14 protein-coding genes and 1 pseudogene are annotated in these 14853 nt (G+C 68.4%); 12 read left to right on the top strand and 3 right to left on the bottom strand.

Annotated elements, in window-relative coordinates; translation table 11 throughout:
• The 10 genes and pseudogenes from sucC to VJ693_RS07020 form a co-directional block, all read left to right on the top strand.
• A pseudogene (gene sucC, locus VJ693_RS07065) lies at positions 1–126 on the top strand (succinate--CoA ligase subunit beta); the annotation flags it as partial.
• A gap of 11 nt (positions 127–137) precedes the next feature.
• Positions 138–1031, top strand: coding sequence for a succinate--CoA ligase subunit alpha (gene sucD / locus VJ693_RS07060; RefSeq protein WP_324152808.1), 894 nt, complete (start codon positions 138–140; stop codon positions 1029–1031).
• Positions 1032–1167: 136 nt separating this feature from the next.
• Positions 1168–1857 (top strand): TerC family protein, encoded by a 690-nt coding sequence (locus VJ693_RS07055; RefSeq protein WP_324152807.1) that lies wholly within the window; start codon positions 1168–1170, stop codon positions 1855–1857.
• A gap of 234 nt (positions 1858–2091) precedes the next feature.
• The gene (locus VJ693_RS07050) at positions 2092–3003 is read left to right on the top strand and encodes a serine/threonine-protein kinase (protein WP_324152806.1); all 912 of its coding nucleotides are present in this window, start codon (positions 2092–2094) and stop codon (positions 3001–3003) included.
• Positions 3004–3005: 2 nt separating this feature from the next.
• Complete coding sequence (locus tag VJ693_RS07045) at positions 3006–3794, top strand: Stp1/IreP family PP2C-type Ser/Thr phosphatase (protein ID WP_324152805.1); 789 nt, start codon at positions 3006–3008, stop codon at positions 3792–3794.
• A 27-nt stretch (positions 3795–3821) separates the two neighbouring features.
• The gene (locus tag VJ693_RS07040; protein ID WP_324152804.1) at positions 3822–4457 is read left to right on the top strand and encodes an FHA domain-containing protein; all 636 of its coding nucleotides are present in this window, start codon (positions 3822–3824) and stop codon (positions 4455–4457) included.
• A 253-nt stretch (positions 4458–4710) separates the two neighbouring features.
• Positions 4711–5490: a 3',5'-cyclic-nucleotide phosphodiesterase gene (locus VJ693_RS07035; RefSeq protein ID WP_324152803.1), complete on the top strand. Its 780-nt coding sequence runs from the start codon at positions 4711–4713 to the stop codon at positions 5488–5490.
• A 191-nt stretch (positions 5491–5681) separates the two neighbouring features.
• Complete coding sequence (locus VJ693_RS07030; protein WP_324152802.1) at positions 5682–6104, top strand: pilin; 423 nt, start codon at positions 5682–5684, stop codon at positions 6102–6104.
• A gap of 94 nt (positions 6105–6198) precedes the next feature.
• A complete protein-coding gene (locus tag VJ693_RS07025) occupies positions 6199–7965 on the top strand; it encodes a PglL family O-oligosaccharyltransferase (RefSeq protein ID WP_324152801.1) in 1767 nt (588 codons plus the stop codon).
• Between the two features lie 83 nt (positions 7966–8048).
• Entirely contained in the window at positions 8049–9515 is a 1467-nt protein-coding gene (locus VJ693_RS07020) for a M20 family metallopeptidase (RefSeq protein ID WP_324152800.1), read from the top strand.
• A gap of 154 nt (positions 9516–9669) precedes the next feature.
• On the opposite strand, the gene VJ693_RS07015 is transcribed toward VJ693_RS07020, so the two are convergent.
• From VJ693_RS07015 to VJ693_RS07005, 3 genes are all read right to left on the bottom strand, one after another.
• A complete protein-coding gene (locus tag VJ693_RS07015; protein WP_324152799.1) occupies positions 9670–10119 on the bottom strand; it encodes a DUF4148 domain-containing protein in 450 nt (149 codons plus the stop codon).
• 137 nt (positions 10120–10256) lie between these two features.
• Entirely contained in the window at positions 10257–10547 is a 291-nt protein-coding gene (locus tag VJ693_RS07010; RefSeq protein ID WP_324152798.1) for a hypothetical protein, read from the bottom strand.
• A gap of 326 nt (positions 10548–10873) precedes the next feature.
• Entirely contained in the window at positions 10874–11785 is a 912-nt protein-coding gene (locus VJ693_RS07005; RefSeq protein ID WP_324152809.1) for a LysR family transcriptional regulator, read from the bottom strand.
• Between the two features lie 98 nt (positions 11786–11883).
• Here VJ693_RS07005 and VJ693_RS07000 point away from each other — a divergent pair, with 98 nt between their 5' ends.
• A complete protein-coding gene (locus VJ693_RS07000) occupies positions 11884–12567 on the top strand; it encodes a haloacid dehalogenase type II (RefSeq protein WP_324152797.1) in 684 nt (227 codons plus the stop codon).
• Between the two features lie 32 nt (positions 12568–12599).
• Positions 12600–14816 (top strand): malate synthase G, encoded by a 2217-nt coding sequence (locus VJ693_RS06995; protein WP_324152796.1) that lies wholly within the window; start codon positions 12600–12602, stop codon positions 14814–14816.
• Positions 14817–14853 lie beyond the last annotated feature (37 nt).

Below are 14853 nucleotides of genomic sequence, written 5' to 3'. Positions count from 1 at the left end.
GTCGTGCGCATGAAGGGTACCAACGAGGAAATCGGCAAGCAGATCCTGAAGGATTCCGGCCTGCCCATCATTTCTGCCGATTCCATGGCCGAAGCCGCCACCAAGATCGTTGCCGCGGTCAAGTAAGGAGCTATTGCATGTCCATTTTCATCAATAAAGACACCAAGATCATCACCCAGGGCATCACCGGCAAGACCGGTCAGTTCCATACGGAAAAGTGCCAGGAATACGCCAACGGCAAGAACTGTTTCGTGGCCGGCGTGAATCCCAAGAAGGCCGGCGAGAAGATCTTCGACATCCCGATCTTCGCGTCGGTCAAGGATGCCAAGCAGCAGACCGGCGCGACGGTCTCCGTGATCTATGTGCCACCGGCCGGCGCCGCGGCTGCCATCTGGGAAGCCGTCGAAGCCGACCTGGACCTGGCCATCTGCATCACCGAAGGCATCCCGGTGCGCGACATGCTGGAAGTGCGCAACCGGATGAAGGCCAAGGAGGCCGCCGGCGGCAAGAAGACGCTGCTGCTCGGACCCAACTGCCCGGGCCTGATCACGCCCGAAGAGATCAAGATCGGCATCATGCCCGGCCACATCCACCGCAAGGGCCGCATCGGCGTGGTGTCGCGCTCCGGCACGCTCACCTATGAAGCCGTGGCCCAGCTCACCGAGATCGGCCTGGGCCAGTCCAGCGCCGTTGGCATCGGCGGCGACCCGATCAACGGCCTGAAGCACATCGACGTGATGAAGGCCTTCAACGACGACCCGGACACCGACGCCGTCATCATGATCGGCGAGATCGGCGGCCCCGACGAGGCGGAAGCCGCGCGCTGGTGCAAGGCCAACATGAAGAAGCCCATCGTCGGCTTCATCGCCGGTGTCACCGCCCCGGCCGGCAAGCGCATGGGCCACGCCGGCGCGCTGATCTCCGGCGGCGCCGACACGGCCGATGCCAAGCTGGCGATCATGGAAGAGTGCGGCTTCACGATCACGCGCAACCCGTCGGAGATGGGCAAGCTGCTGAAGTCGCTGCTCTGAGCGCAGGCCGGTCGTTCGTACTATCACGAACGACCGCGCGAACGCCTGAATTTACACTCAGCGCGCGCAACACGACCAAAGAGGGCCGCGGCCCTCTTTTTCTTTCCTCCTTGCCTGTTTCCTTTCCGGGGCCACGATGGATCTCACCTCCGCCGCCTTCTGGGCCGCCCTCGGCTCGATCATCTGGGTCAACATCCTGCTCTCGGGCGATAACGCGGTCGTGATCGCCCTGGCGGCGCGCGCGCTGCCGCCGCACCAGCAGAAGAAGGCCATCTTCTTCGGCAGCGCCGCGGCGATCGTCATGCGTATCGTGCTGACGCTGATCGCCGTCGAGATGCTCAAGTGGCCCTGGCTGAAGGTGGTCGGCGGCCTGCTTCTGGTCTACATCGGCGTGTCGCTGCTGCTGGAGGAAGACGAGGGCGAGGACGGCGAGGGCACCACCACCAACACCGGGCTGATCGCCGCCATCCGCACCATCCTGGTCGCCGACCTGGTGATGAGCCTGGACAATGTGCTGGCGGTGGCCGCCGCCGCCAAAGGCGACACGGTGCTGCTGGTGCTCGGCCTGGGCATCAGCATCCCGCTGATCATCTTCGGCTCGACGCTGCTGCTGAAGGTGATGGAGCGCTTCCCGATCATCATCACCGCCGGCGCCGCGCTGCTGGGCTGGCTGGCAGGCGAAATGATCCTGACCGACCCGGCGATCGTCGCCCGCTTTGGCGAGCTGCCGCACAGCACGGTCTATGTCGGTGCCGGCATCGGGGCGGCCCTGGTCGTCGCGCTGGGCCTGTTCATCAAGCGGCGCCAGCAGGCCCAGCTGGCCTGACTCAGGCCCCACGCCGCTCAGGCCGCCGTGGCGCGCGGCCAACGGCGCCCCGACCCGGCGACACCCCTGTAGCCCGCTCTGCATGGGCACTGTGCTAAGGTTTCTCCCACAGATACACGGGGGGATTGCGCAATGGGTGGCGACGGAGCCGCGTCCTGGAGCCGGGCGTGGCGGCAGCGTTGGCCTTGGGCACGCCGCGCGCGCGCGGCGGCCGATGTGTCATCGGCGAGCGAAATGCCCGGGGTGATGATCGGCGGCTTTCCGCTGGTCCGCACCTTTGCCCACGGCGCACTCGGCGAGTTGCACCTGGCGAGCGACCCCGCGACCGGCGCGCCGATCGCGATCAAGACGGTGCGCTTGCACGGTGGCGAATTGACGCGGGAGCGTTTCCTGCGTGAATCGAATGCGGCCGCGCGGCTGCACCACCCCTCCATCGTGCGCTGCCACGCGACCGGCATCGAGGGCCAGGGCGAAAGTGCCATCGGCTGGATCGCGATGGAGTGGGTCGCCGGCAGTGACCTGGCGCGCTACACCTCGCCGGCGCGGCTGCTGCCCGAGCCCTTGGTGCTGGAATTGCTCGCCCAGGCCGCCGAAGCGCTCGGCCACGCCCATGCCCTGGGTGTGGTGCACCGCGACATCAAGCCGGCCAACCTGCTGTTCAACCCCGGGCGCGGCCGCCTGAAGATCGCCGATTTCGGCTGCGCCCACCTGTCCGACGCCGAGCGCAGCCGCAGCGGCGTGCTGGCCGGCACCCCGGTCTACATGGCACCGGAGCAACTGGCCGGCGCACCGGTCGACGGCCGCTGCGATCTCTATGCCCTCGGCGTCGTGCTGTTCGAGTTGCTCACGGGCCATTTGCCCTTCGAGTCCGCTTCGATGGGCGAGCTGCTGGCGGACATCACCCGCCGGCCGGCGCCACCGCTGGCCGCGTTGCGGCCAGATCTGCCGGGCGAACTGGCGGCGCTGATCGAGCGGCTGCTGGCCAAGCAGCCTGAGGCGCGCCTGGCCGACGGCCAGGCCGTGGCGCACGAACTGCGTCACATCGCGCAGGCACTCGATGCGGCCTTGGTTTCCCCCGGGGCGCCAGCGCCTGCACAGGCAGGCACAATGGCCGTTCACCCCTCGCCGACACCGCCCTCACTGTGAGCATGCAACTCGAATTCTTCAGCGCACTGGACACCGGCCGTGCGCGAAGCAACAACGAGGACGCCGTACGGATCGACGAACGCCTCGCACTGGCCGTGCTGGCCGACGGCATGGGCGGCTACAACGCGGGCGAGGTGGCCAGTGCGATGACGGTCGACAGCGTGTGCGAAGACATCGCCCGCTGGCTGGCCGAGGACCGCGGCCCGCGCGACGAAGAAGAGATCCGCCAGGCCCTGATGGCCAGCGCCCAGCGCGCCAACCGGGCGGTGTTCGACGCGTCGCAAAGCCGCGCCGAGTACGCCGGCATGGGCACGACGCTGGTCGCCGCGCTGTTCAACGACGACCGCGTCTGGGTCGGCCACGTCGGCGATTCGCGGGCCTACCGCCTGCGCGGCGGCAGGCTCGAGCAGCTCAGCCGCGACCATTCGCTGTTGCAGGAGCAGATCGATGCCGGGCTGCTGACGCCCGAGGAAGCGGTCTATTCGATGAACCGCAACCTGGTGACCCGGGCGGTGGGCGTCGAGCCGGATGTCGAGCTGGAGGTCGTCGGCCACGACCTGCGTTCGGGCGACGTCGTGCTGCTGTGCTCGGACGGGCTGTCGGACATGCTGCCCGACGCCACCATCGCCCAGGTGATGCGCGCAAGCGACAGTTTGGAATTGACGGCGCAGGCGCTCATCGCTGCCGCCAACGCGGCAGGCGGCCGGGATAATATCTCGGTGGTCCTGGTACGCGCCAAGGGGGGTGCCGCCCAAGCAGGGCGCGCTTGGTGGCCATTCCGTCGCGCCTGACGGGGCGACGACAACAAGAGGACAGGCATGGGCAAGCTGGTCGTTTCGCTGGACAACGTCGTCATCAAGGAAGTGCCGATCACGAAGGATCGCACGACGCTGGGCCGCCGGCCCTACAACGACATCGTCATCGACAACCTCGCCGTCAGCGGCGAACACGCGGTGATGCTGGCCGTCGGCAATGACGTCTTCATCGAAGACCTCAACAGCACCAACGGCACCTACATCAACGGCAAGGCGATCAAGAAGCAGCTGCTGGTGCACAACGACACGGTCGAGATCGGCAAGTACCGCATCAAGTACCTGGTCGACGAGGTGCCCGACTACGAGAAGACCATGGTGCTGCGCCCGGGCTTCAACCCACCCAGCCCGGCCACGATCCCCCCGCCCGCGCACGCGATGATCCCGGCCTCGATCAAGGTGCTCAACGGCGGCGCGGCCGGCCGCGAGGTGCTGCTGACCAAGGCAGTCACCACGGTCGGCAAGCCCGGCGTGCAGGTCGCGTCGATCGCCAAGCGGCCGACTGGCTACGTGCTGTCGCACGTCGAGGGCGTGGCGCACCCCAGCGTCAACGGCACCCCCGTCGGCGAAGGCGTGGTGTCGCTGAAGAACGGCGACATCATCGACCTGGCCGGCACGCAGATGCAGTTCATACAAGGCTAGAGCCCCCACGCCCCCTCCGGGGGCTGCCCCCCGGGCCCGACAAGGGCCCCTTCGTGGCCCTGGGGCTCGCGCAGCGGACCGGCTTCAGCCGGATCCGCGCACGCCACTTGAGGTGGGCGGCGCTTCGCGCGCCCCATGTGATGCTGTTCACATGAAGGGCGGCTTCGGTCACCCGCGTGGGGCAGATCGCCGGTCAAATGCGCAATCGGCATCTTGCGCGGCCAGGCAGGCCACCGCACCATCGCGGCGACACATGAACATCCGCATCCTCGGCTGCTCGGGCTCGATCGCCCGCGGCTGCCGCACCACCAGCTTCCTCGTCGACGATGACGTGCTGATCGACGCCGGCACCGGCGTGGGCGACCTGACGCTCGACGAACTGGCGCGCATCGACCACATCCTGCTCAGCCACTCGCACCTGGACCACGTGCTGGGCGTGCCGCTGCTGGCCGACAGCGTGATGCGCCGGCGCCAGGGCCGGCCGCCGATCCTGGTCCATGCACTGCCCGAGACGCTGCAAGTCCTGCGCCAGCACCTGTTCAACGACCAGCTCTGGCCCGATTTCACCCGGCTGCCGAGTGAGCAGCAGCCGGTGCTGCAGCTGCAGCCGCTGGCCATCGGCCAGACGCTGACGCTGGGTGCCGCACGGCGCGAGATCGAGGTGCTGCCCGCCGCGCATGCCGTGCCCGCCTGCGGCTACGCCGTGCAGGCGCCGAGCGGACAAAGCTGGGTCTACACCGGCGACACCGGCCCGAACCCGGCGCTGTGGCAAGCCCTGCAAGGGCGCCGGGTTGCCCAGCTGGTGATCGAAATCGCCTTCGCCGAAGCCGACCGCGCGGTGGCCGCCGACGCCCGCCACCACTGCCCGTCGACGCTGGCGGAGGAGCTGCGCCACCTGCCGGACGGCGCGCAGGTGCTGCTGACCCACATCAAGCCGGGCGAGATGGAGACGGTTCAGGCGGAGCTGGCCGAGCGGCTGCCCGGACTGACGCTGCGGGCGCTTGCGGCCGGCCAAGTCTTGCAGCTGGACTGACAAAATTTGTCACCTAGATTTGCATATCGACGGAACTGGACAACGAACACCGACCAGTTTTGTCAGGCCGAGTGAAGAGTTCACGCCGCCAAGGCGCCCGAAGGTTGGCACGAGTTTCGCGATTAGGGGGTCAGGAGCGGATCCACCGCTCTCCAAGGTTCCTCCCCCAGCTGACCCAGGAGATTGCTCATATGAAGCGCGTCCAACAAGGTTTCACCCTCATCGAACTGATGATCGTCGTGGCGATCATCGGCATCCTGGCAGCGGTTGCGCTGCCGGCATATCAGGACTACACGAACCGAGCCAAGGTGTCGGAAATCATCCTCGCCGCCGACAAGTGCAAGACTTCGGTTGCCGAGTACTACCAGACCATGGAAAAGCTGCCTGCCGATGGCACCGCCGCCGGCTGCGACACTCAGAAGACCCAGTACGTTGCAAGCCTGGGTGTCGCTGACGGGGTGATCACAGTTACTTCGGCTATTGGTGCCGTGGCTGGCGACTACGTTCTGAAGCCCACGCCTGGCGCGACCGTGAACGACCCGCTGGAATGGACGTGCAATGCCGCTGCGGGCTCGACGATCGCGGAGAAGTTCCTCCCGGCCAACTGCCGCTGATCTCAACCACTTCGGTTTACGAGAGGGGCGCCGCGAGGCGCCCCTCTTTCGTTGGCGCACGCCGATCTCAACCTGCGCCCCGACAATGCGGCCCATGGGTTCCACGCCATCCGCGCCCCACTTGGCGCCTGACGCTTCTCTCCTCGGCTTTGCGCTGGCCATCGCCGCCCCCGCGCTGCTGGCTTACAACGTCTCCCCCTCGGCCACGCTCCTCAACCAACTGCTCGCGCTGTTCGGATGGGGCATTGCGGTGACATACTTCGCGCCGCGCTGGGCCGAGCTGACCAGTTCGTTGCGGCTGATCTTCGCGATCTTGCTGGCCCTGATGGCGGCCATCGCATGGTCCGCCGAACGGAGCTTACCGAATGCACTGACTTGGTCCGCACTCGCGCTGTCCGCTGCAGCCCTGGTGGTGGCCTGCAGCGCCGCGGGTGACGCTATCGGTGGCGCAGTCCCCGCGCCCAGTTTCCTTCTCGCGCTGTTGCTGACCGGCGGTGCGAGCATGCTGATTGCGCTGATCCAAGTCTTCGCCCCCACCTGGGCGGACGGCAACTTCATCGCCCGCTCGGGCCTGCCGGGCCGCGCCGTCGGCAATCTGCGCCAGCCCAACCACCTCAGCAGCCTGCTGATGTGGGCGCTGGTGGCCTGGGTGCCGGTCGTGAGCGCCGGCTACATCAACCGTTGGCGCATCCGCCGCGCAGCTGCCTTGGCCCTGGGCGCGCTGATGGTCTGGGCGGTCGTCTTGACGGCCTCGCGCACCGGCGTGGTCGGCGTGCTGTTGCTGGCCGCGTGGGGTATGGTCGACCGGCGCCTGGCGCGCTGGGTGCGCGTGTCGCTGGTGGCGGCGCCGGTCGTGTATCTCGCGTTCTGGCTGCTGATGGCCGGCTGGGCGCACTCGACTGGCCACACCTTCGGTGGCGAGGCCCGGCTGGCCGAGAGCGATGTGTCCTCGTCGCGCTGGGCGATTTGGTCCAACACGCTGCAGCTGATTCGTGAGAACCCGTGGACCGGCGTGGGTTTCGGCGAATTCAATTTCGCCTGGACGCTGACCCCGTTCCCCGACCGGCCGGTCGCGTTCTTCGACCACAGCCACAACCTGCCGCTGCAGTTGTGGGTGGAGCTCGGCATTCCGCTGGGCACGCTGGTGCTGGGGCTGCTGCTGTGGGCGCTGGTGCAGGCGGGTGTGCGCTCGTGGAAGGTGGCGGGTGATGGCGGCGCCGCGTCGCGAGCGGCCTTCGTGATGGTGCTGATGATCGGCGTGCACAGCCTCTTCGAGTACCCGCTGTGGTATGCCTACTTCCTGCTGCCCACGGCCTGGGCCTGGGGCTATGCGCTGCGCCGGCCCAGCACCGATTCGCCCGCGTCCGAAGAGCCCAACAATGAGGGTCGCGGCTGGCCGCTGCGCATCGCCGGCGTGCTGATGATCGCGGGCAGCCTGTTCGCCGTGTACGACTATTGGAAGGTCGTCGTGATCTATGCGCCGAGCGACGACGCCGGCCCGCTGGCCGAGCGGATCGAGCGCGGGCAGGGCAGCGTCTTCTTTTCGCACCATGCCGACTACGCCGCGGCGACCACGACCGAGCCGCCATCGCGCGCGATGGCGGCCTTCGACAGCACGACGCACTCGCTGCTCGACAGCCGCTTGATGATGGCCTGGGCCACCGCGCTCGCCGAATCGGGCAACCGCGACAAGGCGAGCTACCTCGCCGCGCGGCTGCGCGAATTCCGTAATCCCGCGTCGGCCGAATTCTTCGAGGTCTGCAACGATCCGGCCCGCCTGGCCGAGACGCCGCCGCCGTTCCAGTGCGAGGTGCCGCCGCCGGGCCTGACCTGGCGCGATTTCCGCTCACGCAGCGAATAGCCGGTCGCTGGATCGGCGCCGGACGGCCGGCGCACAATGCCCGCCTCGGCCCACCGGCCACCCGTCTGCCTGAGGTTCACACCATGAACGCCCCTGACAAACTGCCCACGCTCGATTCGGCCGCGCTCGGCCGTTTCGTCGACACCGCCTGGCGCGAGCGCATCGTGCCGCAGCTCACCGACTACATCGCGGTGCCGGCCAAGAGCCCGCTGTTCGATCCCGACTGGCAGGCCCACGGCCTGATCGACAAGGTGGTGCGCGACGCCGCCGCGTGGGTCGAGGGCCGCAAGGTGCCTGGCCTGACGCTGGAAGTCATCCGCGCCGAAGGCCGCACCCCGGTGATCTTCTTCGAGGTCGCAGCGACCAAGCCGGGCAGCACGCAGACGGCGCTGATGTACGGCCACCTCGACAAGCAGCCCGAGTTCAACGGCTGGCGCTCGGACCTGGGCCCCTGGACGCCGAAGATCGAGGACGGCAAGCTCTACGGCCGCGGCGGCGCGGACGACGGCTACGCGATCTACGCGGCCATCAGTGCCATCGAAGCCCTGAAGGCGCAGGGCATCGCCCACCCGCGCATCGTCGGGCTGATCGAGAGCTGCGAGGAATCCGGCTCGTTCGACCTGCCGTTCTACCTGGACAGGCTGCGCCCGCGGTTGGGTGACGTCAGCCTGGTGGTCTGCCTCGACTCCGGCGCCGGCAACTACGACCAGCTCTGGCTGACCAGCAGCCTGCGCGGCAACATCACCGGCACTCTGCGCGTCGAGATCCTGACCGAGGGCATCCACTCGGGCGACGCGAGCGGGCTGGTGCCGTCGAGCTTTCGCATCCTGCGCCAGGTGCTGGACCGGCTGGAGGATGCGAAGACCGGCAACCTGCTGCCCGCGGCCTTCCACTGCAAGGTTCCGGCCGACCGCATCGCGCAGGCCCGCGCGACGGCGGCCACGCTGGGCGACGAGGTCTGGAAGCGCTACCCCTGGGCCTGCGGCGCCGACGGTGGCGTCGCGCTTCCGACGACGACCGATCCGGTCGAAGCGCTGCTGAACCGCACCTGGCGGCCGACGCTGTCGATCACCGGGGTCGACGGGCTGCCGCCGTTGTCGAATGCCGGCAACGTGCTGCGCCCCTACACAGCGTTCAAGCTGAGCCTGCGGCTGCCGCCGCTGGTGCCCGGGCACGAAGCCGCCGTGGCGCTGAAGGCACTGCTGGAAGACAACGCGCCCTACAACGCCAAGGTCACCTTCCAGCCCGATGGGCGCGCCAACGACTGGGGCGCCACCGGCTGGAACGCGCCGGCGACCGCGCCCTGGCTCGAGACGGCGCTCGACGCCGCGTCACGCACCCACTTCGGTGAGCCGCTGGGCTACATCGGCCAGGGCGGCACGATCCCGCTGATGAACATGCTGCAGCTGGGCTTCCCGAAGGCGCAGATGATGGTCTGCGGGGTGCTGGGCCCGAAGAGCAACGCGCACGGCCCCAACGAGTTCCTGCACCTGGCCTACGGCCAGCGGCTGACGGCGGCAGTGGCCGAGGTGATCGCGGCCCACCCTTGAGCGCGCTGGGTTCCACCTTTTGTGGGTGGCAAGCCGGGCCGGCCGGCCTAGAGTGCGGATCAGAAAGCTGGAGGGTTGGAGAAACGAAGCAGGGCGGGGAGTGATCTCCCCGCCCTTTCTTCATTCTGGGGCGCTCAGGTGGCGCCCGGTTCGATCAGCGCTGGGCCAGGGCCGTCGGGGCCGGCTGGCGCACGCTCGGGGCGACGCGGATGTAGGTCTCGGTGTCGAACTGGTTCAGCTCGCCGTTGGCGCGGGCGGCCAGGAACTCGGCGCGCACTTCGGCGCGGGTCTTGCCGTTGGCCTGGGCCACGGCGGTGGACGCCGCGTCACGCTTGAACAGCGCGACCAGGCCCGTGCCGGCACCGGCGATCTGCTCCTGGCGATAAGCCTCAGGGTTGAAGCTCGAGATGCCCTTGGCGGCGCGCTGGGCGATGTACTGGGCTTGCACCGCTTCGCGGCTCAGGCCCTGGGCCGACTGCGACGCGGGCAGCTGCAGGATCGCTTCGCTGTCGAACACGTTGCGCTCGGGCGACTGGGCGAAGGCGCCATTGGCGAGGGTCAGGGCAACGACGGCGATGGCGAATTGGGCTTGCTTGGCAAACATGATGGTGTCCTTTCAGGGTGTCTCGGTCAGACGGGCCTCATCGTGCTGGGGCGCTCGTGGCGCGTCCTTTCAGCGCGGTTTCGGCGTGTATCGATTCATTGAATCGCCCGGCTCGGTCGGAGCCGGGCGTCGGTTCCTTACTTGCTCGATTGGGCGACGCGGGTCTGCGGCGCGCGGGCCGGGGCCGGCTTGACGTAGGCCACCGTCTCGTAGTCGAAGCTGTTCACTTCGCCGCTGGCGCGGGCGGCCAGGAATTCGGCGCGCACCTGCTCGCGGGTCAGGCGGCTGGGGGCCTGGGCGGCGGGCGCGCTCAGCGCGGCTTCGCTGTCGAAGACGTTGCGCTGCGCGTCGGCGTTCTGGGCGAAAACGCTGCCGGCGGCTGCGAAGGCGAGGGCGGCAACGGCGATGTGGGCTTGCTTGGCGAACATGGTGATCATCCTTTGAGTGAACGGTTCAAACTTTCCGGGCATGGCGGCGAGCGCTTACTGTGTCGCTCCGTCTTGTCCAGCCTCGGTGAGTCGTTGTACGGTTGCGGCTCATCGATGGACTCAACTGTAGAGATCGTTGCCCAGGCAATAAACAGCGGCGCCGTTCACAGCGTGTTTGTGATTCGCGAATAATCCGGATAAACCCTAGTTCGAGATGGGTACGCACTCCGGCCGCGAACCAAAACCAAGGGATTTGCGTGGATCCGGCTTTGCCGGTCCGCTGCAAAAGCCCCCCCGGGGGCAGCGACCGGAAGGGAGCGTGGGGGTCAGTCCCCGCGCGTCCAGTACGACGGGTCGCCGTAGCTGTGCTTGAGGAAGTCGATCCACAAGCGAACCCGCAAGGGCAGATGGCGGGCGCTGGGGAAGACGGCGTGAATGCCGTTCGGCGGCGCGGCGAACTCGTCGAGCACGCTGGCCAGCCGGCCGGCGGCGATGTCGGCCTGCACTTCCCAGGTCGAGCGCCAGGCGATGCCCAGCCCCTCGCGGCACCACTCGTGCAGCACCTGGCCGTCGCTGCAGTCCAGCCGCCCGCCGGGGCGCAGATGCGTCACCTGGCCATCGACCATGAAGGCCCAGCCGCGCGACTGGCTGGCCTCGGAGCTCAGCGTGAGGCACTGGTGCTTCGCCAGCTCGCTCGGGTGGGCCGGCGTGCCGGCGCGCAGCAGGTAGGCCGGCGAGGCCACGCACAAGCGCCGGTTGTCGGCCAGGCGCACGCTGACCAGGCTGGAATCCGGCAGGTCACCCACCCGCACCGCGCAGTCGTAGCCCTCGTTGACGAGGTCAACGACGCGGTCCGACAGGTTCAGCGACAGGCTCACGTCCGGGTGGCGGGCGAGGAAAGCCGGCACCAGCGGCGCGAGGTGGCGGCGGCCGAATCCGGCCGGGCCGGTGATGCGCAAGTGGCCACTGGCTTTCACGCCACCCGCCGACACGCTGGCCTCGGCGTTGTTGAAGTCAACCAGCAGGCGCTGGCAATTCTCGAGGAAGGCGCTGCCCTCATGGGTCAGGCTGATGCGCCGTGTCGTGCGCTGCAGCAGCTTCACGCCGAGCCGCGCCTCGAGGGCATCCATGCGCCGGCCGATGACCGCGGGCGCCACGCCTTCGGCCAGCGCGGCGGCGGTCAGGCTGCCCTTGGTGGCCACCGCGACGAAGGTCTCGATCTGCTTCAGCCGGTCCATCGGCGCGATGGTACGACGCTCGATCTTTGCGTCCAAGTCACAAATCCATCGCTCTCGGCGCTGGTAATAAGCAGCCAGGTATCGAATAAATTCTCCCCATGGACAAACTGCCCGCCCCACGTGCCGTGCTCTTCGATGCCTACGGCACGCTGTTCGACGTTTACAGCGTCGCGCTGGCAGCCGAGCAACTCTTTCCCGGCGCCGGCGAGCGGCTGGCCCAGGCCTGGCGCGACAAGCAGATCGAGTACACGCGGCTGGTTTCGATGAGCGGCCGCTACCAGCCGTTCTGGGACCTGACCCGCGCGGCGCTGCAGTTCAGCGCCGCACGATTGGGGCTGGCGCTTGCGCCCGAGGGCGAGCAGCGGCTGATGAACGAATACCGGCACCTGTCGGCCTTCCCCGAGAACCACGCGGTGCTGGCCGAGTTGAAGTCACGGGGCGTGCGCGCCGGCATCCTGTCGAACGGCGACCCCGAGATGCTGGCCGTCGCTGTCCGCAGCGCCGGCCTGTCCGACCTCATCGACCCGGTGCTGAGCGTGCACGAGACCCGGCGCTTCAAGACCGACCCGGCCGCCTACGCGATCGGCCCCGCCGCCCTGAGCCTGCCGGTGCGCGAGATCCTGTTCGTCTCCAGCAACGGCTGGGACGCGATCGGCGCCACCTGGTTCGGCTACACGACGCTGTGGGTCAACCGCGGCGGGCTGCCGCTCGAACGCCTGGGCACTGAACCCACCCGCACCGGCCGCAGCCTGCGCGACGTGCTCGATTTCTTCCCTTCCTGAGTTTCACCCCACACCAAGACGAGGCATCCCCGATGACCGAACGCACCACCATCCACGGCCTGCAGGTGGCCACCGAGTTGAAGACCTTCATCGACGAGCAGGTACTGCCCGGCACCGGCGTCGACGTGGGCGACTTCTGGGCCGGCTTCGACCGCATCGTGCACGAGCTGGCGCCGAAGAACGCCGCGCTGCTGGCCGAGCGTGACCGCCTGCAGGCGGCGATGGACGACTGGCACCGCGCCAACCCCGGCCCGCTGGACAAGAAGGCCAAGATGAAGGCCTACCGCAAGCACCTGGAGAAGATCGGCTACCTCGTCGACGACCCGGGTGAAGTGAAGGTCAAGACCAAGAACGTCGACGCCGAGCTGGCCGCGCAGGCCGGCCCGCAGCTCGTGGTGCCGATCACCAATGCGCGCTATGCGCTGAACGCCGCCAATGCCCGCTGGGGCTCGCTGTACGACGCGCTGTACGGCACCGATGCGCTGCCCGAAACCGACGGTGCCGAGAAGGGCACGGCCTACAACCCGGTGCGTGGCGCCAAGGTCATCGAATACGCCCGTTATGTGCTGGACCGCACCGCCCCGCTGGCCACAGGCTCGCACGTCGATTCCACCGGCTACCGGGTCGAGGGTGGGGCGCTGGTCGTCACGCTGAAGAACGGCCAGGCGACCGGCTTGAAGAAGCCCAAGCAGTTCGTCGGCTACCAGGGCGACGCGGCGGCGCCGTCCGCCGTGCTGCTGCAGCACCACGGCCTGCACCTGGACCTCCGCATCGACCGCGGCACGCCGATCGGCGCAGCCGACCCCGCCGGTGTCTCGGACCTGGTGGTCGAAGCCGCGCTGTCGACCATTCTCGACCTGGAAGACTCGGTCGCCGTGGTCGACGCGGCCGACAAGGTGCAGGCCTACGGCAACTGGCTGGGCATCCTGAAGGGCACGCTGACCGAGACCTTCGTCAAGGGCGGCAAGGAGATGACGCGCGGCCTGAACGCCGACCGCGTCTACACCGGCCCGACGGGCGGCAGCGTCACGCTGCACGGCCGCTCGCTGCTGTTCGTGCGCAACGTCGGCCACCTGATGACCAACCCGTCCATCCTGTGGGGCGCCGACGGCCGGGAGATCCCCGAAGGGATCATGGACGCGGTGGTGACGACCGCGATCGCGCTGCACGACCTGCAGGGCCACGGGGCGAACGGGCTGCGCAACTCGCGCACCGGCAGCGTCTACATCGTCAAGCCCAAGATGCACGGCCCGGCCGAGGTGGCCTTTGCCGACGAGCTGTTCGGCCGCGTCGAGAAGCTGCTGGGCCTGCCCCGGCACACCGTCAAGCTGGGCATCATGGACGAGGAGCGCCGCACCTCGGTCAACCTCAAGGCCTGCATCGCCGCCGCGAAGTCGCGCGTGGCCTTCATCAACACCGGCTTCCTCGACCGCACCGGCGACGAGATGCACACTGCCATGCAGGCCGGCCCGATGATGCGCAAGGGCGACATGAAGACCAGTGCCTGGATCCAGGCCTACGAGCGCAACAACGTGCTGGTCGGCTTGCAGTGCGGCCTGCGCGGCAAGGCCCAGATCGGCAAGGGCATGTGGGCCATGCCCGACCTGATGGCCGGGATGTTGCAGCAGAAGATCGGCCACCCGAAGGCCGGCGCCAACACCGCCTGGGTGCCGAGCCCGACCGCCGCCACGCTGCATGCGCTGCACTACCACCAGGTCGACGTGTTCAAGGTGCAGAAGGGCATCGAGAAGGGCGACAGGAAGTCGCAACGCCAGGAGCAGCGTGAAGAGCTGCTGCGCGGCCTGCTGACGATCCCCGTCGTCGCCGCGCCAGCCTGGAGCGACGCCGAGAAGCAGCAGGAGCTCGACAACAACGCCCAGGGCATCCTCGGCTACGTGGTGCGCTGGGTCGACCAGGGCGTGGGTTGCTCGAAGGTGCCCGACATCCACAACGTCGGCCTGATGGAAGACCGCGCGACGCTGCGCATCTCCAGCCAGCACATGGCCAACTGGCTGCACCACGGCGTGGTCACCGAAGCCCAGGTGCGCGAGACCTTCGCCCGCATGGCCGCCAAGGTGGACCAGCAGAACGCCGGCGACCCGGCGTACAAGTCGCTGGTGGCCAACCCCACGGGCGCCGCCTACCAGGCCGCGCTGGACCTGGTGTTCAAGGGCAAGGAGCAGCCCAGCGGCTACACCGAGCCGCTGCTGCACGCCTGGCGCCTGAAGGTGAAGGCCGCGCGGGCCTGAGCGGGGCCTTCGGGCGGAGCAGGGGCGGAAGGTCGGC

The organism is Ideonella sp. (assembly GCF_035254525.1).
In the GTDB taxonomy this organism is placed as follows: domain Bacteria; phylum Pseudomonadota; class Gammaproteobacteria; order Burkholderiales; family Burkholderiaceae_C; genus Ideonella.
This window is presented reverse-complemented; position numbering and strand designations above follow the sequence as displayed.